Raw genomic sequence first — 18,214 nt, forward strand, 5'->3', positions numbered from 1 at the left:
TTAGTGTAAGTTATAAAATTGGGTGGCAGTTTCCCCTAAAATTAGTTTTTGCTCAGAATCGGAGAGGCTAGATGTGAAATCAACTACCGTAGAAAAGACTTGCTCATATTCTCCGGCTACCAAGCATACAGGCCAATCAGATCCAAACATGCATCTCTCTGGACCAAAAAGCTCCAAAGCGATTTCCATGTAAGGTAAAAGAGTTTCATGAGTCCATTTTGCCCAATCCGCCTCAGTAACCATCCCCGAAATCTTACATAGGATGTTTTCTCTTTCAGCGATCGGACTCATTTCCTTTTTCCATTCTTTCCATTCCCCCTTTTTGATATAGGGCTTGGCGAGGTGATCAATCACCATGGCTTGCTCCGGGCATTTTTTCACCAGTTCTAATGTTGCCTTGAGATGGTGAGGAAAAACCAGAATATCATAGGTGTATCCTGCTTTTCCAATAGTTTGAATGCCTCTGATAAACTCTTCGCGGAGCATATATTCAGGATCTCTTCCTTGAAGAATTTCTCTAAAACCTTTTAGTGAAATTTTAGAAGAATAATTATCCAAGGTTTCATTCAGGTTGTCAGCACCCAAGTCAGCCCAGCCTACCACTCCTTTGATCCAAGGGTTTTGGTCTGCCAGATCCAATAAAAAATCTGTTTCTCTCAGACTTTCATCAGCTTGAACTGCAACACAGCCGTCAATGCCAGCATCATCCAATAAAGGCTTTAAATCCGCCGGAAGGAAATTCCGACGGATTCTTTTCATGCTTTCATCGATCCATTCATGACGCTTGGGATCATATTCCCAAAAATGCTGATGAGAATCTATTTTCATGCTTCAGGATCGTTCATCGCTACTTGCTTGGACACTCCCAAACCATCAATACCTAGTTCTACCACATCACCTGGTTGAAGGTATCTTGGCTCCGGTTTCAATCCCATTCCTACTCCTGAAGGAGTACCCGTGGAGATCACGTCACCAGGAAGCAATGTCATGTATTGACTTAGATGTTCGATGATATAAGGAATATCAAAGATCAGATCTGAGGTATTGCTGTCTTGTAGGATTTGATCGTTTAATTTTAACCACAATCTCAAATTATGAGGGTCTGTTACTTCGTCTTTTGTTACCAAAGTTGGTCCAAGAGGAGCATAGTGATCGGCACTTTTACCTTTCACCCACTGACCACCGTGTCTTAGCTGGAAGTCTCTTTCACTCACGTCATTGTGAAGGGCATAACCCGCTACATAATCCAAAGCATTTTCCTTAGAAACGTATTTTGCACGCTTTCCAATAACTACAGCTAGTTCAACCTCCCAGTCAGTCTGCTTGGAATTTTTTGGAATATAAATAGGATCAAAAGGACCGCAAAGAGAGGAAGTCGCCTTCATAAATACGATAGGCACCTCAGGAACAGCCATTCCGGATTCTTCTGCATGCTTCAGGTAGTTCAAGCCAATGCAGATGATTTTGGAAGGTCTGGCAACTGGAGAACCCAATCTTGCACCTTCAGGGATTTTAGGAAGTTTGGATTCATTGGCTTCCAACCAAACTTTCAATCTTTCTAGGCCATTGTTGGTAAAAAACGCCTCATTCCAGTCTTCTCCAAAGCTGGAGCAATCAAGGTAATCACCTTGAGTATTTTGGATTCCTGCTTTTTCTTGGCCCTCTTGGCCAAATCGAATCAATTTCATGATTAAGGTATTATAGGTTAATGTGGAGAGAAGGGATTACATTTTCAATCCCAAGAATCCTCCGTCAATATTAATATTTGCGCCAGTGATGAAGCTACCTTCATTTGAGCTGACAAAATAAGCCAATTCTGCAATTTCCTCAGGGGTGCCCATCCTGCCGATAGGTTGGGTTGCGGCTAGTTTGGCAAACATTTCTTTTTCCTGCCCTGGATAATTCTTTGCCAAGAATCCATCCACAAACGGGGTATGTACTCTCCCTGGGGAAAGACAGTTGCATCTAATACCCTGCTCCACATAGTCTCGGGCTATACTGAGGGTCATGGAAAGTGCAGCGCCTTTGGTCATGGAGTAGGCAAAGCGATCAGGGATCCCAATCGTAGCTGCAACAGAGGCCATATTCAAAACAGAACCACCACCATCTTGAATTAATTTTGGAAGTGCAGCTTTGGTACAGATGAACATGCCTTTGATGTTGACATTATAAAGCCTGTCGAAATCTGCTTCAGAGGTGTTTTCTACTTTACCCACATGGGAAACACCCGCATTGTTGATCAAGGTGTGGATTTTTCCAGGCAATTGATCGATAAAGCCAGATACTTGCTCATACGATGTGACATCAGCATTCCAAAAAGTCACCGAATGACCTTTTCCTTGCTCTTCTTTTGCCACTTTTTCACCTTCGGCCACATTGGCATCGATGAAATAAACATTTGCTTTTGATTTGGCAAACTTTCTGACCATCGCTAGGCCGATACCACTTGCACCACCTGTAATTAGGACTGTTTGATCTGTCATTTTGGTATTGGAAATATGCTAATCGATATTTTTATTGAATTAGCAGGTTGATTTACTAAATAATCGCAAAAGTTAGGGCATTTTTCCTAATTGAGCCTAATCCTTTTCCATCATCGGATCTATCTTGATCTAATTTTAGGACAAATTAAAAAATCTTTTCAATGGTAATTAAGGTTTGACATTCAATTCATCTCTTTTGGGAGAATCAGCATAACAACTTAGCAAACTTTTGATTTTCATTGAGATGCCCCTCTGGTTGGTTTGAAATGAATTTAAACCAAATTGAAAATACCAGCCTTGCCTGATTTCGATTCAAAGCATAATAGTGCTCGAGAAATCTCATGAATTTTCACCAAAATAAAAGCCAGAATCATTATTCTCGTTTTGGGCAATGTTATCAAGTTTTTTTCCTATTCCTCTTATAATTGAATCCAATTCAGTAGAAGAAATACTTATAAAATTGACTAGTTCCTGATTTTCTTTCGATAACCGTTCATTAGAATTTTCTAATAAAGTAACCAGCCCCATAATTCTTGCTAAAGGAGCTCTTACAACATGAGATTGGATCCAAGCGATCTCCTTAAATGTTTTGTTTTGTTCTTCAATCTTACGAATGTAGGCCATTTTATCAGTGAGATCATTAACCAGTGCCAAGGCTGCTTCCATTTCTTTAGTTTTGATAATTGCCGGACTTATCTCAACATCCATTATCTCCCCATTTTTTTTCAGGTGTTTGGCAAGACGTGTATACCCTTCCTCCTCACTTTTTCTAAATTCTTCCAGGTATTCTAAAAGGTCCGGTACTTCTTTCTCAGGTCGGATATCCATAATGTTAAGGGCTAAAAATTCTTCCTTAGAATAACCGTATTTTTTAACTGCCGCTTTGTTAACATCTAAGATTTGAAGGGATTTTGAATCATGAACAATGATAGGGCTTGGAGTCAAATCAAAAAGCATGGAATATTTTTGCTTTGATAATTCCAACTCTTCTATTGCAATCTTAAGTTTTTGATTGGTTTCTTGGAGTTCCTTTTCTCTTATTTTTCGTCCAGTGATATTCTGAGTAGAACCGATTATTCGTAGAGGTTTTCCGTATTTATTTCTGACCACGAATGCTTTTTCCAAAACATAAATGTAATCTCCACTCTTGGTTCTGATTCTTGATTCTGCTTCCCAGAAAATTTGGCTACTTTTTAAGAAAGCATAAAACCTGTTCAAGTTTTCTTCTCTGTCATCTGGGTGGAATAATGAAAACCAAAAATCAGAATTTGAATTTAATTCTTCAGTAGTATAGCCCAAGTGTTTCTCAAAGTTCGGACTTCGGTAAACTTGATCAGATTTGATGTCCCAGTCCCAGATCATTTCTGAAGAGGCTAATGAAGCATATTCAAACCTTTGGTTGCTTTCCTGAAGTTCACGGGTGGTCTCAGCTATTTTTTTCTGTAGAATTGAGGGTTGTTTGGTGAAATTAAAAACAAAAACCCCTAAAAGAACAGCAGTCAAAAATCGAATGAATTCTGGGAATAGAATTTCCTTGAATGCATAATTTTCATTCAATTGAATTTTTATGGTCCAGTTTCCTTCAGGAATTGGTATTTCTACCAAAGGCCCAGAAAGATTTTCGAAGGATTTTTGTAGTAATGAGCTAGTTTGGAGATTTTTTGGATCAGTCTTTAAAAGGTCAAAAGTAATTCGGTCGTTTTGTATAAAGGGAGCTATAGTTTCATTTTTAAAGTCTTCCCAGTCAATGATGACGGAAGCGAAACCTTCAAATCTATCATTTTCAAAAAAAGGCAATCTTCCGATAATAGCAGTACCCCCTTGTTTGAGCTCGAAAGGTCCAGCGAAATAGATATCCCTTCTAAAAATAGCTTCTTTTGCTTCACTTGATCTAGAAGTGTCTTGAAGAATATTATAACCAAGGATCTTTTCCCGACCTTCAATAGGGTAGGAGGCTACTATAGTACCACTATCCAATAATTGAATTTGGTTCAGAATGTCTATGTTTTCAATGATACTACTGCCAATCTTGTCAAAATCCTCATCCAAGCCATTATTTTGTGCCAAATACGACAGTATTTTTGCAGAAGAATTTGCTGTGAATAAAACTGATTGAATCCTTTCTTCAATGATTTCTCCTAAATCAATTATAGCCTTTTTATCATCTATAAGTCTTAGTTGATACTCTTTATAACTTAAAAACAAACCAAAGATCACTGCTAAGAAGAAAGCAGTCAAACCCGAAAGGATGGGGAAACCAAAAAATATCTTTCTTAATAAATTGGCCATTTTTAATGGGTAAGAAAAGTATGAATTTAAAGAAAAATTGTATTTCCTGTTTTTACCGACTCATCACATGCAAATGCAATCTTCAAACTGTTTAAGGCATCATATAAATGGTCCGAAAGGTCGATGTCCGAAAGAATTGATTTGAGAAAATACGCTTGTTCTCGATTACACAATTCCTGATGTCCCGGCTCATCTTGCATGTCTATCCAATCATCTTTTTTAATAAAGTTGTTTTTAGAATCAATCGCTGAATGATGAACCCGAATGGATTCGGTTTTGGTATGGGAATCTACATCATCAGATTTCCCTGAACCTCCAGCATCTTTAGCAACGATAGAGGCAGACCCTTTGGGTCCGAAAACGTCTTTGATAAAAAAAGCTGTTTCAGAAATCATTGGTCCCCAGCCAGCTTCATACCAACCAACCGAACCATCATCGAAACGGATTTGTAGTTGGCCATAATTGTAATTGTCTTCAGAAATATCCTCTGTCAATCGAGCTCCGATTGCGGATACGGAAACAGGTTTGGAACGGGTCATTTGACACATCACATCGATGTAATGGACTCCACAATCCACGATAGGACTGAGGCTTTTCATCAAATTTCTGTGAACATCCCACATGAATCCGTGACTTTGCTGATTCAGGTTCATTCGCATCACCAAAGGCTTGCCTAACTTTTGGGCCTCCTCAATAAATCTCATCCATGATGGATGGTGCCTTAAAATATAGCCTACTACTACCTTCTTATTGACTTCCTTGGCTTTGCTAATGATGTTTTCACAACCAATAACGGTATCTGCAAGAGGCTTTTCGATGAAAATATGGCATCCCTGTTCCAAAGCTTTTAAGGCAAAACCTTCATGGGTGTCCGGGTAGGTTGAAATACAAACTGCATCTGGATTGGTTTGGACTAAAGCTTGAGCATAGTCCTCAAACAGGGGATAATCTGCCTGAAGTTTTTGGTTTAGTTTAGATTTACTCTCCCCTCTGGAGACAAGTCCACAAATCTCAAATTCAGGCATTTGATGATAGGCTGTAGCATGAGACGCTCCCATATTTCCACATCCCACAATCAGTATTTTTATCGGGTTCATAGATTTAATTCTTAATAATAGATTCGATTTCAGCAGGACTAAGATATTCCACCGAAATGTCCAAAGTAATAGGAGTAAGGGGTTCATCGGTATCATCTCGCTTTACTGAAACTATTTGGTATATGATGTCCATTCCTTTGATTACATGGCCGAAAACGGTGTAATTATTATCTAGTCGGTGTAGACCGTCTTTGTTTTGAACAATATAAAACTGGCATCTTGCAGAAAGTTTTCCAGGATTATCATCCCTTCCTGCTCCCACCGCGCCATAGACATGGGTTAGCTCAGGATGAAATTCTGGTTCCAATAAATACTCAGGATCTTTGAACCCTTCCGGGGTATCAGGACAGCCTCCCTGAGCTACAAAGTTTGGGATGACTCGATTGAATGTCAGAGAGTCCCAGTATCCATTGTCAGCTAGCTCAATAAAACTCTCTTTGTGATTTGGAGTGCGGTCATCTAATTGAATATAAATATTTCCAAGTGGGGTGTTGATTTTGCCAATTGGACTTTTTTCTTGAGAAAAAACTGCATTGGAAAAAAAGAAGGGTAAATAAAGCAGGAAAAGAAACGGTAAAGCTTTTTTCATTTTTTTAGAAAATGGAGGAAATAATCAAATAGTGATTTTTGTTTTTGAATAATAGATTTTTGAAACCTGTTTTTCAAAAGCAAAATTGGGGGTTTTAGATTAGGATTGAACCTCAATATAGTAGTTATTTTGAATTATGAATAAGCCGTTTAAAGAGCAACTAAGGCCTGTACCTACTAATGAATTAGAAAGACTGAGATCTTTGGGGGAGTTGGATTTGGATTACTTGGAGCTTAAGAAATCTATGAATGATTTGTCCCGTTTGGCCGCCAAAATAGCGGGCACAAAAATTTCGCTTATCAATTTGATTGATCATTTTACTCAATGGAGCATCTCTTCATTTGGAATTGATATGTCACAAATGCCAAGAGAGGAATCCATTTGTCAATATACCATTTCTGATGAAAGCGATTCCGAGTTTGAAGTGCCTGACTTGACAGCTGATGATCGGTTTAATTCCATGGATTATGTCCGAGATCAGCCTAATTTGAGATACTACTTTGGGGTTCCGTTGAAAATCAATGAAGAAGTTAGCTTGGGAGCCCTATGTGTGATGGATTCAAATCTTCACCAAATTACTCCGGATAAAAAAGAAATGCTGACGATAATTGCGGACGAAATAGTCAATCGCTTAAAAGCACATAAGACCATGGATGACCTTCAGTCTAAAGTCTTGGCGATCGATAAAATTAAAAACAGGTTGGCTCATGATGTTCGTGGTCCTATCAGTGGTTTTCAGGGTTTAGCAGAAATCGTCCGACTTCAGGGGGATCAAAATGAGATGGAGGAGATGTTGGAATATTTCAATTTGATCGAAAAGGGAAGTCGCTCCGTTTTGGATTTGGCAAATGAAATTCTTTCTCAGGATTTGTCCCATGGAGAAAACCCAGACAGTCTAATTCAAGGTGAAGGATTGACTCTTCAGACATTGTCTGGAAAGCTGAAAGATTTATTTACTCCACAAGCTAAAACTAAAGGAGTTCAATTGGAGGTTGAGTCAAGTGATAGAAATTCTTCAGTCCCATTTCCCAAAAACAAAATCCTTCAAATCTTAGGAAACCTAATTTCAAACTCTATTAAGTTTACTGGAGAGGGAGGGCTGGTTTCGGTCAAATTAGAGATGGAGATTTTAGGACTTCAACAAATTCTAAATTTTCAGATTTCAGATACAGGTTCCGGAATGGACCAAACTAAAGTTGATGAGATTTTGAGTGGTGAAGGAAGTTCTACAAGTGGGACAAAAGGAGAAAAGGGATATGGCTTTGGATTAAAGCTTGTATTGCAACTAGTCGATACTCTCAATGGAAAAATAGGAATACAATCTAGGAAAGGAGAAGGAACGAAAATCAATATCTCAATTCCAATTCCTTATTAAATAGATCAAAAAAGACACTAGATTAAGCAAGTGTCTTTTTTTGATTATTGACCGGATTGGCATACATAGCCAGATAATTTTTCACCTCTTCCGGATTATTAGTGTTCACTTTTTCAAGTATTCTCTTTTCAAAAGCTTCTTTTTCGGCATTTGTATAATGTTCCACACATTCATTTTCACCATAAAGTAAATCATGGGCGATGTAATTACTTGGCCATAGTTTGTAGCCTGCCCAGATCTTATGGTCGATTAGGTTAGTGAGTTGATTGAGTTTATCACTTTGACTCAATTCACTCTGCGAAAGCTCTTTGACCTCTTGATTGAGAACGCCGTTTACCTGAATATGAATTCGTTTTTTGGTTCCCATAATCCCTCTCAAGAGATTTAGGAAATCCTCGTTTTCGCTCTTGATATATTTTTCATCCCTTGCCTTTGCCAACAATTCAGGGATTTTTAACATGTCTGTTGGGTCATATTCATAGGATATGGAAACAGGCACTAGGTTTATTTTTTCAAAGTAGGAAAAAGCATCCTTGCTTTCCTCTGCCAAAGTCAACATTTTCAATACTCCCTTTTGAGTAATGTCATTTCCATCTTTGGTTCTTCCTTCACGTTGGGCAGTCCACACACTTCTGTTTTCCTTCAAAAGGGATTGGCTGATATAATCAGAGACCAATTTGGAACTTTCGAATAAATCCCTTCCGGAAACACCTCTCTTGATGGCGAAATTGCGGCTCAATCTAGAAAGCGTATGCAAGAATGGCTTTTTGATCAAATTATCTCCAATAGCCGATGTCGTCATGACCAGACCATTCTCATATAGGCAGGAATTCAAAAGAGATGTGTCTAAAATAATGTCACGATGATTGGAAATAAATAGGTATGGAGTGTTGGGTTCCAACTGATCAAAACCTCCAGTGCTTAATCCGTCGGAGCTTTTCTCCAAAACCTTCATCAATCCGGGATAAATAAAATTAATCTGGAAATCGCGAAGTGAATGAGTATGCCGCATTAGCTCTTTCCACATTTGATTTCTGTCTTGCGGAAAGGTGAAACTCATCATTGCTTCTAGCATAGGGTCTTCCAAAATCTTCATGATAGCCGGGTTGGCTTCTGCATCATAGTAAGGCCTTATGGAATCGAATTTTGACATATTTGGGTGAAATAAAGTCTGCAAAAAGCAAAAAATAGTCGAAAAATCGAAGGTGTTTTGCGATTTGAAACTTGAAAGGTTTGCTATCTAGTTTCTTTTCAGATACTTGTCAATATACAAAAGATGAAAAGGAAGTGCCTCTGTCCAGTATACCCAAGTGTGTGCACCGGGTCTTTCTGTATAATCATGGGGAGTTTCATTTTCTAGCAAAAGCTGATGCATTTGACGATTGGTAGCAATAAGGAAATCATCAACTCCACAATCTATAATAAGAGCGATCCCATTTTCTTTCATCTTATCGGTATAGGCAACTGCTGTAAATGGATTGAAGTTCGGTGCATCATAATTTATATCTCCCAACATTTCTTTTTGTTGACTGGTTCGAAGGGTGCTAAAGCCCTCGGGTACTTTCCACATTCTGGTATCAATATTCATTACACCGCTCATGCTACCAGCTGCTACAAATAATTCAGGGTGTTTTGCTGAAAGATATATTGAACCATGACCTCCCATTGAAAGCCCCGTGATTGCTCGTGATTCTTTTTGTGCCAGTGTTTTATAGTTCGAGTCGATAAATGGAATCAATTCTGTGGTCATATAAGTCTCGTACTGAACAGAGTCCATCAAGGGACTGTCAAAATAGTAGCTTGATGGGCCTACACCTGGTGTAACTATGATGAGGTCATATTGATCTGCCAGCCGATTGACCAAGCCCGGTTCTGTTACTTTTTGATGCCAATCGCTGAAAGCACCACTTCCTCCATGCAATAAATATAGGACTGGGTAAGACTCTTGTGAATTATCATATCCTGAGGGGACTGTGACAGCAGCTTTGAGAGTTTTGTCCATTGCTTTACTGAAAACCTCAATGGTGTCCACTTTTGCCTGAGAAAAAGAAAAGGTAGGGAGCAGGAAAAGAAGGAATAATAGCTTTTTCATAGATTAAGTTGAAGGGTTTAAGAATAGAAAAATACAAATTATCTTGAATCCAATCCCTGACAAGAATCAATTGATTTAGGTCGGAGGGAATTTGTATATTCCCAAAGCAAAAATCCGATGATATGCCTTTGATACAAAAGATAGCGTATTACCTAATAATTATTGTTTTTGGAGCGATAGTGATGCGTGAGGGGGATTTCATTTTAGTTCCCTTGGTTTGGGGAGTTTTTTTTGCATTTGCATTAAATCCTATAGCTGTCTGGTTGGAAAAAAGAAAAGTGCCAAGAAGTCTTGCCATTATTATGAGTATCCTTTTAGTGACTGCAATAGTGGTGGGAGTTTTTTATGCACTGCTCAATCAAATGGTAGGCCTGGTAAAAGATATTCCTGAAATTGGGAAGAACCTTCAGGGGAAAATGAGTCATTATCTGGAAGAAATCGGTGGTATGGTAGGAGGGGATTTTTCTGATCCATTAAGGAGTGAGCAAATCCTTAAATATTTGACTCCAGATGGCCTGAATAATACACTTTTTTCAACGGGCAAGTCCTTGACATTAGCAGGAATTATTCCCTTATATATTTTCTTGTTGATGTATTACAAGGATTTTTTTGCAGCATTTCTCATTCGATTCAGTTCTGAAAATAAGGACCGGGTGCTTGCCTGGGTGATGGATTCAGGAAAGATCATTCAATCCTATTTGAGCGGAATGGTTCGTGTGACATTGATCGTTGCGATTTTAGCTGGAGTCTATTTCTATTTGATTGGATTAAAGTACTTCTTACTCTTTGCAGCTTTCATTGCAATCATGAATTTGATTCCCTATGCTGGAGTATTTCTTTCCTCTGTATTTGCGATTTTGTATGTGTTTTTAACTACCGATTCATTGGTGTATCCAGTGATGACTTTTGCGGTGCTTTGGGGAATTCAATTATTAGAAAATAATATCATCACACCTTTGGTAGTGGGGTCACAAGTGAAAGTAAATGCACTGGCAGTAATTCTGGCAATTTTGCTTGGGGGTTATCTCTGGGGAGTTTCTGGAATGATACTTTTTATTCCTTTGGTAGGAGTTTTAAAAATCACCCTTGAAAGGATTGAAGGCTTGGAAGCTTTTGGTTTTCTGCTAAGTGACGAAGTGCCCAAAGAAGAGAATTCAGGAAAAATTAGGTTTTGGGAGAAACTATTCAAAAAGAAGTCTGGGGGAGGGGAATAAAAAAAAGCTCCTCAGAACCTGAGAAGCTTTCAGTGCGGATAGAGGGACTCGAACCCCCATGCCTCGCGGCGCTAGATCCTAAGTCTAGTGCGTCTACCAATTTCGCCACATCCGCATTATTTTTAATCCTGTAAGAAAGACTTTCCTTAGAAAGCTTTAATGAGATCTTTTATCTCATTTTTAAGTCGGGGTGGCAGGATTCGAACCTACGACCTCCACATCCCAAATGTGGCGCGATACCGGGCTACGCTACACCCCGAAACTTTATCTTAAAAGACAAATCCGTCAAGCCTTTGCTTAACGGATTGCAAATGTAATTAAATATCAATTCAGTCCACAATTTTCTTTTTCCAAAAAGTATGGATTAGTCTATTTGGTTGATTTTCAGGTGAAAAATTTTACCAATTAGGATGGTTTTTCCACCAGTTATCCATGGAAACCTTACCAGAACCATAGAAAAGGAAGACCAAAAGCAAAACCAAGACAATAAGGGACAGTTCAAATTCTAAATTATTGGCTACAGAAAGAAATCCTTGATCGATATTGACAAAGAAAACCGCTCCAATCAAAATTGGAAGTTGGAAGAGGATAGCAAAGCGAGTTTTTAGTCCCAATGCTATTAAAAATCCTCCAACCAAATGGGCAAAAGCGACATAATGAGCTAATGCTAAATTGACGAATTGGAGGTCGCTGTTTTTCATGATGTTGAGTAAGGCGCTGGTGTTTGAAATGAACAAGACTCCTTTGTACATAATGAAAATCCCCAATGCAATTCTGATAAAATCCAGCCAATTTGGATGATGGGTATCTGCCCAGTGCTCCAGTCTATTTGTAGTTTCCATGGTTATAAGGGTTTATTATTAGAAAATACGAATAAATTAGAGTTTAATCAATTGGTTTTCAGATAAATGTATTTTATTAATAAAAAAGAAAGCCCCAGAAAGGGGCTTTCTACGCAATGTCGGGATCAACTAAACTAAGAGAAAAGCCTTACTCTCCGTATGAGCAGTAAAGAATTCAATTGACATTGCAATAAAGACATACAGGAGATCGAGGTCTTAAGTTCTGTTCTATCTACTCTTTGTGATTTCAGGGGAATATGCCTGTTTATCGGTTGTTTTCAGGGATTAACTAACTAGTTCGATTTTGGTCAAAAAATATGTCTGAGCGCATCTGAACGGGTTTTTTGGGACCGAACAATTTTATTGTTCGGATTCAAACAATTCTCATTACCTTATTCTTGTCAAGAGTTCCAAATTTTATTTTTCCGATGAAACATTTAGAAACAGAATATAAAAGTCCAGATGGTGTTAAACTTTACCTTCAAGCATGGATGCCAGAAGCTCCAAGAGCCTCTTTGTTATTGGTTCATGGATTAGGAGAGCATAGTGGACGATATGAAAGCTTGGTTCAGGGCTTGGTAGATTTGGGAGTTGCGGTTTTTACTTTTGACGGGAGAGGGCATGGGAAATCTTCACTGCCTAAACCCACTGCCTATTTTGATTCCTATGAAAGGTATTTGGAGGATATTGATGCTCTTGCCGGGAAAGTGAAAAATTACATCCCTGGTTTGCCATTTTTTATGTTTGGGCATAGCATGGGTGGAGGTTTGGTAGCTGCTTATGTTTTGAAATATCAGCCTGAAGTAGCCGGGATTATCCTCTCTGCACCCGCGATCAAAGAAGCTGAAGGCACTCCAAAAATATTGATTGCCTTGTCAGGGCTTTTAAATGCATTAGCGCCAAAGTTGAATGCAGTGAAGTTGGATATTGAGGGAGTTTCCAGAATTCCTGAGGAGGTGGAGAAATATAAAAATGATCCTCTGATTTTTCAGAAATCTATTCCAGTTCGAACCGGATATGAGGTTTATCAGATGATGCAGTTTATCCAAAGTCATGCAAATGAGTTTGTTCAGCCAGTTTTGATTTTCCATGGTACAGCAGATCGTCTGACTAATCCTAAAGGATCAGAATTGCTTTTTGAAAAAGCCCAATCTCAAGACAAAACCCTTAAAATCATTCCCGGTGCCTATCATGAATTGCTAAATGATTCTGATCGGGAGGAGGTTTTAAAGGTGATATTGGAATGGGTTGGAAACAAGCTGGGATGATTTTATGTCTCCATCCCATTAAAAGGATTAAATCTTCTTCTGCCGATCGCCATGGCTACGGCTCGGCAGACAGTTTTGTCTCCATACTTGACATTGAGGCGGTCCAGAGCCTGGTAAAGGTTAATCTGCTCCTGGCTGTCCTCGAATAGATTGATCTGATAATTTCCGTATACCAGCGTGCTGAAGCGTACTCCGATCAGGCGGATCAGCAACCGTCGACTGTAGAGTTTGCGAAAAAGCTCCTTGACAATGGGAAGCAAAGTATGATCAGCAGAAGTATAAGGGATCCGCTGCTGCATGGTATGGGTTTCAAAATCCGAATAGCGGATCTTGACCGTCACACATGCCGTCAATTGCCCTTTTTGTCGAAGCTTGGACGCCAGTTGTTCGCACATGGCGGTCAGTGTGGCTTCGAGCATTTTTACATCGATCGTGTCTTGCTCGAAGGTGTTTTCCGAAGAAATGGACTTGGCTTCAGAATAGGGGATAACGGGGTTGCGGTCGATCCCATTGGCTTTCTCCCAGATCATATTACCATTCTTTCCAAAGGTAGCCTTGAGCAACTCTGCGGGCATCTGCTGCAGGGTCTGTACTTTTTTTACCCCCATGTTATACAGGGTCTGAGAAGTTTTTTCTCCGATCATGGGGATCTTTCTCACAGAAAGAGGAGCTAAAAAAGGCTTTTCCTCACCAAATGGAATCTGTCTTTCATTATTGGGCTTGGCTTCTCCGGTAGCGACTTTGGATACGGTTTTGTTTTCGGATAATCCAAGGGAGATCGGCAGACCCGTTTCTTTGATGATGCGTTGTCGAAGCTCATGAGCTAGTTTGAAGCAGCCGAAGAAACGGTCCATTCCTGTCAGATCCATGTAGAATTCGTCGATGGAGGATTTTTCAAAAAGTGGAACCGATTCTCTCACGATATCGGTAACCTCATGGGATTTTTGACTGTATCTTTCAAAGTCCCCACGGACGATAATCGCTTCGGGGCAAAGCTGTCGCGCTACCCGCATGGGCATAGCGGAGTGAACGCCAAAGCGACGGGCTTCATAACTGCAGGATGCCACGACTCCACGGTCGCTGGAACCTCCGATCAGGATAGGTTTTCCGTCCAGACGATTGTCAAACAGCCGCTCTACGGACACAAAAAAGGAATCCAAATCCATGTGCGCAATACTTCTGGTCGCCTCCATTTCTATTTTGTCAAATATTTTAACATTTTAATGTTTATAATTTAAACAAAATGATTAGATTTGAATCAAGTGAAGACGGGAATTGTCGGGAAGTAAAATGAAATATAATGGAAATACATTTCGTAATGGTGTGTTTCCTTAGATGTGTTGTTGTCAATTTACCTATCTAGATACGCTTCGCTAAAATAAGATCGCTGGCTTCCAAGGTATACCGTCCGAGTGAGATAATGATATTTGCTTATAGGCTATCTTGATTTATATCTGCCCGAAGGGCTGTCTTTCATCTCTATCGTATCTCCATTTTAATATGTTCCTAAATAACAACCTCAAATTCCTTCGCAAACAGAAAAAGCTGACCCAAGAAAGTTTGGCGGAGGCGCTGGGAATCAGTCGTTCTAAGTTAGCTGGCTATGAAGCGACCATTACTCCACCATTGGATATGATGGTGAAGATTGCCGAGTATTTTTCTGTTTCTCTGGATATCTTGATCAAAGTGGATCTAACTACCTATTCTGAATACAAGTTAAGAGAGCTTCTAGAGACGGATCAGTTTTTTAGAGGTAGGAAATTGAGAATCCTGTCAACCACCGTGGACAGTGAGGGACGAGAGTTGATTGAAGTGGTTTCCCAACGGGCCAAAGCAAGTTATCTGGCAGGTTTTGCAGACCCGGAGTACATTTCAGAATTGCCACGGTTTGCTTTGCCTTTTTTGCCGATGGATAAAAAGCACCGGGTATTTCAGGTGGATGGCGATTCCATGTTGCCAATCCCGGACGGCTCATGGATTATCTGCGAATATGTAGACGATTGGCTGGCAATCAAAGACGGGCAGCGCTATGTGATCGTGACTGAGCAAGATGGAGTGACATTCAAAATTGCATACAATCGGATTCAAGCAGGTCATCAGCTTTTGCTTTGCTCAGCCAACCCGATTTATCCTCCTTTTGAAGTGAATATTGAAGATGTGAAGGAGGTGTGGCGTTTTAGATTGCTGATGAGTGAATAGAGTTAGGTAATATGTCCTAGAATTCCACAATCGGCAAATCTGAGGCAGTTTTTTTAGCTACCTTGGGGGTTTGATCAAACCCTATTAAAAACTACAGAATGAAAAAAGCGGTATGGGCAGCAATGCTTCTAACCGGATTGGCTGGATGGAGTTGTACTGAAAAGGACGTAGATCCTTTTGCAACCATCAAGCCGGATGAGTCCCGATTTACCAAAGTTTCCCTAGTAGAAAAGCTAAATGAACCCATGGAGCTGGAAGTGCTCGACAATGGAAATGTGCTTTTTATCGAAAGGGCTGGAAAACTGAAAATGTATGATGCCAGCACTGGAGAAACATCTATAGTTGGAGAACTGGATGTTTTCTTGGAGCATGAGGATGGATTAGATGGCTTTGCCATCGATCCCAATTTCAATGAAAACCATTGGGTCTATTTCTACTATGCGCCTGTCAATTTTAGCCCGGATGTCAATCGTCTATCACGATTTGAATTCAAAGACAATCATCTGGATTTAAGCTCAGAAAAAATCATTTTGGAAATTCCGGTTTTCCGAGGCTGTTGCCATACCGGAGGATCGATAGAATTTGATGCGAATGGCTTGCTTTACCTTTCAACAGGAGATGATACTACTCCTTTTGATTCTCAAAATTTCAACCCGATTGATGAGCGTGCTGACAGGCCTGCAAATGTAGATGCACAGCGTTCTTCTGGGAATGCGAATGATCTTCGTGGAGCAATCATCCGAATCAAGCCGGAAGCTGATGGGACTTATTCTATTCCTGAAGGCAATTTGTTTCCTCCAGGAACAGAAGGAACTCGCCCTGAAATCTATGTGATGGGAAACAGAAATCCCTTCCGTATTTCTTTGGATCAGCATAATGGAAATTTGTATTGGGGGGAAGTAGGGCCTGATGGTTCTCAGGATAAAGTGGGCAGAGGTCCACGTGGGTATGATGAGATCAATGTTGCAACAGAACCTGGGTTCTTTGGTTGGCCCTATTTTGTAGGAAATAATTATGCCTACTGGAAGTATGATTTTGAAAAAAAGGATAGTCTTTTTCGCTTTGACCCAGCCGCTCCTTTGAATACCTCTCCGAATAACACAGGGATTCAAAACTTACCTCCTGCGCAGCCAGCGATGATTTATTATCCTTACAATGAATCTGAGGAGTTTCCAATGTTGGGGTCTGGGGGCAGAAATGCCATGGCTGGACCAGTGTATTATCGTGAAGATTTTGATCAAACGGATGTGCGTTTTCCTGGCTATTACAATGAAAAATTATTCATTTATGACTGGATGAGAAATTGGATTTTCACCGTTTCCCTGACAGAAAATTTTGAGTACGATTCCATGGAACGCTTCATGCCTTCGACGGTTTTCGAAAAACCCATGGACATGCAATTTGGTAAAGATGGAGCTTTGTATGTCTTAGAATATGGAACTTTCTGGCGCTCACAAAATGATAATTCCGGTCTGTATAAAATCGAATTTGCATCTGGAAATAGAAAGCCTGTTGCAAAGCTGAAAGCTAATCATACAACTGGTGGAGCTCCATTAACCGTGAGTTTTTCATCAGAAGGTTCTCTGGACTTTGACTCGGAAGATAAATTGACTTACAGTTGGGACTTTGGGGATGGTTCTGCGAAAATTTCAGATCCAAATCCAAGTCATACTTATGAAAAGCCTGGAACCTACCAGGCAATATTGACAGTGAAAGATTTGGAAGGGGAAGAGGTGACTTCTTCTGTTGAGATTCGTGCTGGCAACGAAAGGCCAGAGGTCCAAATCGATTGGAATGGAAACAAAAGCTTTTATTTCGGTCCTGAGACAGTCGATTATGAAGTAAAAGTCACTGATCAAGAGGATGGGGAAATTGATTCAGATGCAATTCAATTTAGCATTGACTATATCGCAGGAGGTTTTGATGTGATCGAAGCAGGACATCAAGAGGAGCAAGTTTCTGTTGGTGAAAATTTCATCACTCAATCTGGTTGTAAGGCCTGTCACGATGTAGAGAATAAGTCTGTTGGGCCGACATTCCGCAATGTTTCTTCGAAATACAAAGGACAAGCTGATGCAAAGGCATATCTAATCAATAAAATCAGGAATGGTGGAAATGGTGTTTGGGGTGAGCAATTGATGCCCGGTCATCTTCATTTGCCGGAAGAGCAGGTAGGTGAAATGGTTGATTTTGTATTGTCCTTAGAAGATCCCGAATATGGGAAACAAAACCTTCCTTTGAAAGGAACCTTTGAAATCGACCGGACCCAAAATCCTGAAGGATATTACTTGGTGCAGGCTGCTTATACGGATAATGGAGCAAATGGAATTGCCTCTTTGAAGGGGAGTTCGCAACTATTGATTAGAAATAGTTTGGTTTCAGCCTTGACTGCCAATGAATTTGAAAACACCGCCAAGGCCAATATTGACGGAGTTTATTTCATACGATTTACAGAAATGAATTCCTGGTTAGCGTTTAATAATTGGGATGTTTCGGGAATCAGATCAGCGGAACTATTGGTGAATCCAGCTGGTATCAAAGGTACAATGGAAATCCGCTTAGATTCACCAGATGGAGAACTTTGGGGAAGTACTGAACTGCTTTCTCAAGGAGATAAAAAAGGGTATTTTCCAGTGGAGGTTTCTTTGAAGGAACAGTCAGGAATCAGGAAAGTATTCTTTGTGCTTCGGTCTGAGTCGGATGTGAATATTTGGAATACATTTAATCTCGACACTATTCAGTTGAGTCGATAATTGAAAGGGAACC

General features: G+C 39.9%; 15 protein-coding genes and 2 tRNA genes. 5 read left to right on the forward strand and 12 right to left on the reverse strand.

All coding sequences use genetic code 11. The features are described 5' to 3' along the window. From O0V13_RS09250 to O0V13_RS09275, 6 genes are all read right to left on the reverse strand, one after another. Window positions 1-828 (reverse strand): amidohydrolase family protein, encoded by an 828-nt coding sequence (locus O0V13_RS09250; RefSeq protein ID WP_268034698.1) that lies wholly within the window; start codon window positions 826-828, stop codon window positions 1-3. Beyond that, the gene (locus O0V13_RS09255; RefSeq protein ID WP_268034699.1) at window positions 825-1,688 is read right to left on the reverse strand and encodes a fumarylacetoacetate hydrolase family protein; all 864 of its coding nucleotides are present in this window, start codon (window positions 1,686-1,688) and stop codon (window positions 825-827) included. Before O0V13_RS09255 ends, O0V13_RS09250 begins: the two co-directional genes overlap by 4 nt. Window positions 1,689-1,724: 36 nt before the next feature. Continuing rightward, window positions 1,725-2,483: an SDR family NAD(P)-dependent oxidoreductase gene (locus O0V13_RS09260; protein ID WP_268034700.1), complete on the reverse strand. Its 759-nt coding sequence runs from the start codon at window positions 2,481-2,483 to the stop codon at window positions 1,725-1,727. 339 nt (window positions 2,484-2,822) lie between these two features. Next, window positions 2,823-4,772: a PAS domain S-box protein gene (locus O0V13_RS09265; RefSeq protein ID WP_268034701.1), complete on the reverse strand. Its 1,950-nt coding sequence runs from the start codon at window positions 4,770-4,772 to the stop codon at window positions 2,823-2,825. A 26-nt stretch (window positions 4,773-4,798) separates the two neighbouring features. Beyond that, the gene (locus O0V13_RS09270; protein ID WP_268034702.1) at window positions 4,799-5,869 is read right to left on the reverse strand and encodes a Gfo/Idh/MocA family oxidoreductase; all 1,071 of its coding nucleotides are present in this window, start codon (window positions 5,867-5,869) and stop codon (window positions 4,799-4,801) included. Window positions 5,870-5,873: 4 nt separating this feature from the next. Then, window positions 5,874-6,458: a peptidylprolyl isomerase gene (locus tag O0V13_RS09275; RefSeq protein WP_268034703.1), complete on the reverse strand. Its 585-nt coding sequence runs from the start codon at window positions 6,456-6,458 to the stop codon at window positions 5,874-5,876. A 136-nt stretch (window positions 6,459-6,594) separates the two neighbouring features. On the opposite strand from O0V13_RS09275, the gene O0V13_RS09280 reads away from it, so the two are divergent. Beyond that, on the forward strand, window positions 6,595-7,833 hold the full coding sequence (locus tag O0V13_RS09280) for a GAF domain-containing sensor histidine kinase (protein ID WP_268034704.1): 1,239 nt from the start codon (window positions 6,595-6,597) through the stop codon (window positions 7,831-7,833). A 22-nt stretch (window positions 7,834-7,855) separates the two neighbouring features. Here the strand turns inward: O0V13_RS09280 and O0V13_RS09285 are convergent, their stop codons facing one another. Together O0V13_RS09285 and O0V13_RS09290 are read right to left on the reverse strand one after the other, a co-directional pair. Beyond that, entirely contained in the window at window positions 7,856-8,986 is a 1,131-nt protein-coding gene (locus O0V13_RS09285) for a 1-acyl-sn-glycerol-3-phosphate acyltransferase (protein WP_268034705.1), read from the reverse strand. Window positions 8,987-9,073: 87 nt separating this feature from the next. Next, window positions 9,074-9,925: an alpha/beta hydrolase gene (locus O0V13_RS09290; protein WP_268034706.1), complete on the reverse strand. Its 852-nt coding sequence runs from the start codon at window positions 9,923-9,925 to the stop codon at window positions 9,074-9,076. Window positions 9,926-10,047: 122 nt separating this feature from the next. Between O0V13_RS09290 and O0V13_RS09295 the strand changes: the two genes are divergently transcribed. Next, window positions 10,048-11,139 (forward strand): AI-2E family transporter, encoded by a 1,092-nt coding sequence (locus O0V13_RS09295; RefSeq protein WP_268034707.1) that lies wholly within the window; start codon window positions 10,048-10,050, stop codon window positions 11,137-11,139. 33 nt (window positions 11,140-11,172) lie between these two features. On the opposite strand, the gene O0V13_RS09300 is transcribed toward O0V13_RS09295, so the two are convergent. From O0V13_RS09300 to O0V13_RS09310, 3 genes are all read right to left on the reverse strand, one after another. Then, window positions 11,173-11,254 (reverse strand) — tRNA-Leu (locus tag O0V13_RS09300). A 70-nt stretch (window positions 11,255-11,324) separates the two neighbouring features. Then, window positions 11,325-11,398: transfer RNA gene (locus O0V13_RS09305), tRNA-Pro, on the reverse strand. 139 nt (window positions 11,399-11,537) lie between these two features. Next, window positions 11,538-11,981, reverse strand: coding sequence for a DoxX family protein (locus O0V13_RS09310; protein ID WP_268034708.1), 444 nt, complete (start codon window positions 11,979-11,981; stop codon window positions 11,538-11,540). Between the two features lie 428 nt (window positions 11,982-12,409). On the opposite strand from O0V13_RS09310, the gene O0V13_RS09315 reads away from it, so the two are divergent. Next, window positions 12,410-13,249 (forward strand): alpha/beta hydrolase, encoded by an 840-nt coding sequence (locus tag O0V13_RS09315; protein WP_268034709.1) that lies wholly within the window; start codon window positions 12,410-12,412, stop codon window positions 13,247-13,249. 2 nt (window positions 13,250-13,251) lie between these two features. Here the strand turns inward: O0V13_RS09315 and dinB are convergent, their stop codons facing one another. Next, a complete protein-coding gene (dinB, locus tag O0V13_RS09320) occupies window positions 13,252-14,442 on the reverse strand; it encodes a DNA polymerase IV (protein ID WP_268034710.1) in 1,191 nt (396 codons plus the stop codon). Window positions 14,443-14,749: 307 nt separating this feature from the next. Between dinB and O0V13_RS09325 the strand changes: the two genes are divergently transcribed. Both O0V13_RS09325 and O0V13_RS09330 read left to right on the forward strand, forming a co-directional pair. Then, window positions 14,750-15,448: an XRE family transcriptional regulator gene (locus O0V13_RS09325; protein WP_268034711.1), complete on the forward strand. Its 699-nt coding sequence runs from the start codon at window positions 14,750-14,752 to the stop codon at window positions 15,446-15,448. A gap of 98 nt (window positions 15,449-15,546) precedes the next feature. Beyond that, entirely contained in the window at window positions 15,547-18,201 is a 2,655-nt protein-coding gene (locus O0V13_RS09330; RefSeq protein WP_268034712.1) for a PQQ-dependent sugar dehydrogenase, read from the forward strand. Window positions 18,202-18,214 lie beyond the last annotated feature (13 nt).

The organism is Algoriphagus sp. PAP.12 (genome assembly GCF_026652115.1).
Taxonomy (GTDB): Bacteria; Bacteroidota; Bacteroidia; order Cytophagales; family Cyclobacteriaceae; genus Algoriphagus.

Coding starts and splice junctions, on each gene's coding strand:
- O0V13_RS09250 (WP_268034698.1), bottom strand. CDS start 828: ATGAAAATAGATTCTCATCAGCATTTTTGGGAATATGATCCCAAGCGT.
- O0V13_RS09255 (WP_268034699.1), bottom strand. CDS start 1,688: ATGAAATTGATTCGATTTGGCCAAGAGGGCCAAGAAAAAGCAGGAATC.
- O0V13_RS09260 (WP_268034700.1), bottom strand. CDS start 2,483: ATGACAGATCAAACAGTCCTAATTACAGGTGGTGCAAGTGGTATCGGC.
- O0V13_RS09265 (WP_268034701.1), bottom strand. CDS start 4,772: ATGGCCAATTTATTAAGAAAGATATTTTTTGGTTTCCCCATCCTTTCG.
- O0V13_RS09270 (WP_268034702.1), bottom strand. CDS start 5,869: ATGAACCCGATAAAAATACTGATTGTGGGATGTGGAAATATGGGAGCG.
- O0V13_RS09275 (WP_268034703.1), bottom strand. CDS start 6,458: ATGAAAAAAGCTTTACCGTTTCTTTTCCTGCTTTATTTACCCTTCTTT.
- O0V13_RS09280 (WP_268034704.1), top strand. CDS start 6,595: ATGAATAAGCCGTTTAAAGAGCAACTAAGGCCTGTACCTACTAATGAA.
- O0V13_RS09285 (WP_268034705.1), bottom strand. CDS start 8,986: ATGTCAAAATTCGATTCCATAAGGCCTTACTATGATGCAGAAGCCAAC.
- O0V13_RS09290 (WP_268034706.1), bottom strand. CDS start 9,925: ATGAAAAAGCTATTATTCCTTCTTTTCCTGCTCCCTACCTTTTCTTTT.
- O0V13_RS09295 (WP_268034707.1), top strand. CDS start 10,048: ATGCCTTTGATACAAAAGATAGCGTATTACCTAATAATTATTGTTTTT.
- O0V13_RS09310 (WP_268034708.1), bottom strand. CDS start 11,981: ATGGAAACTACAAATAGACTGGAGCACTGGGCAGATACCCATCATCCA.
- O0V13_RS09315 (WP_268034709.1), top strand. CDS start 12,410: ATGAAACATTTAGAAACAGAATATAAAAGTCCAGATGGTGTTAAACTT.
- dinB (WP_268034710.1), bottom strand. CDS start 14,442: ATGGAGGCGACCAGAAGTATTGCGCACATGGATTTGGATTCCTTTTTT.
- O0V13_RS09325 (WP_268034711.1), top strand. CDS start 14,750: ATGTTCCTAAATAACAACCTCAAATTCCTTCGCAAACAGAAAAAGCTG.
- O0V13_RS09330 (WP_268034712.1), top strand. CDS start 15,547: ATGAAAAAAGCGGTATGGGCAGCAATGCTTCTAACCGGATTGGCTGGA.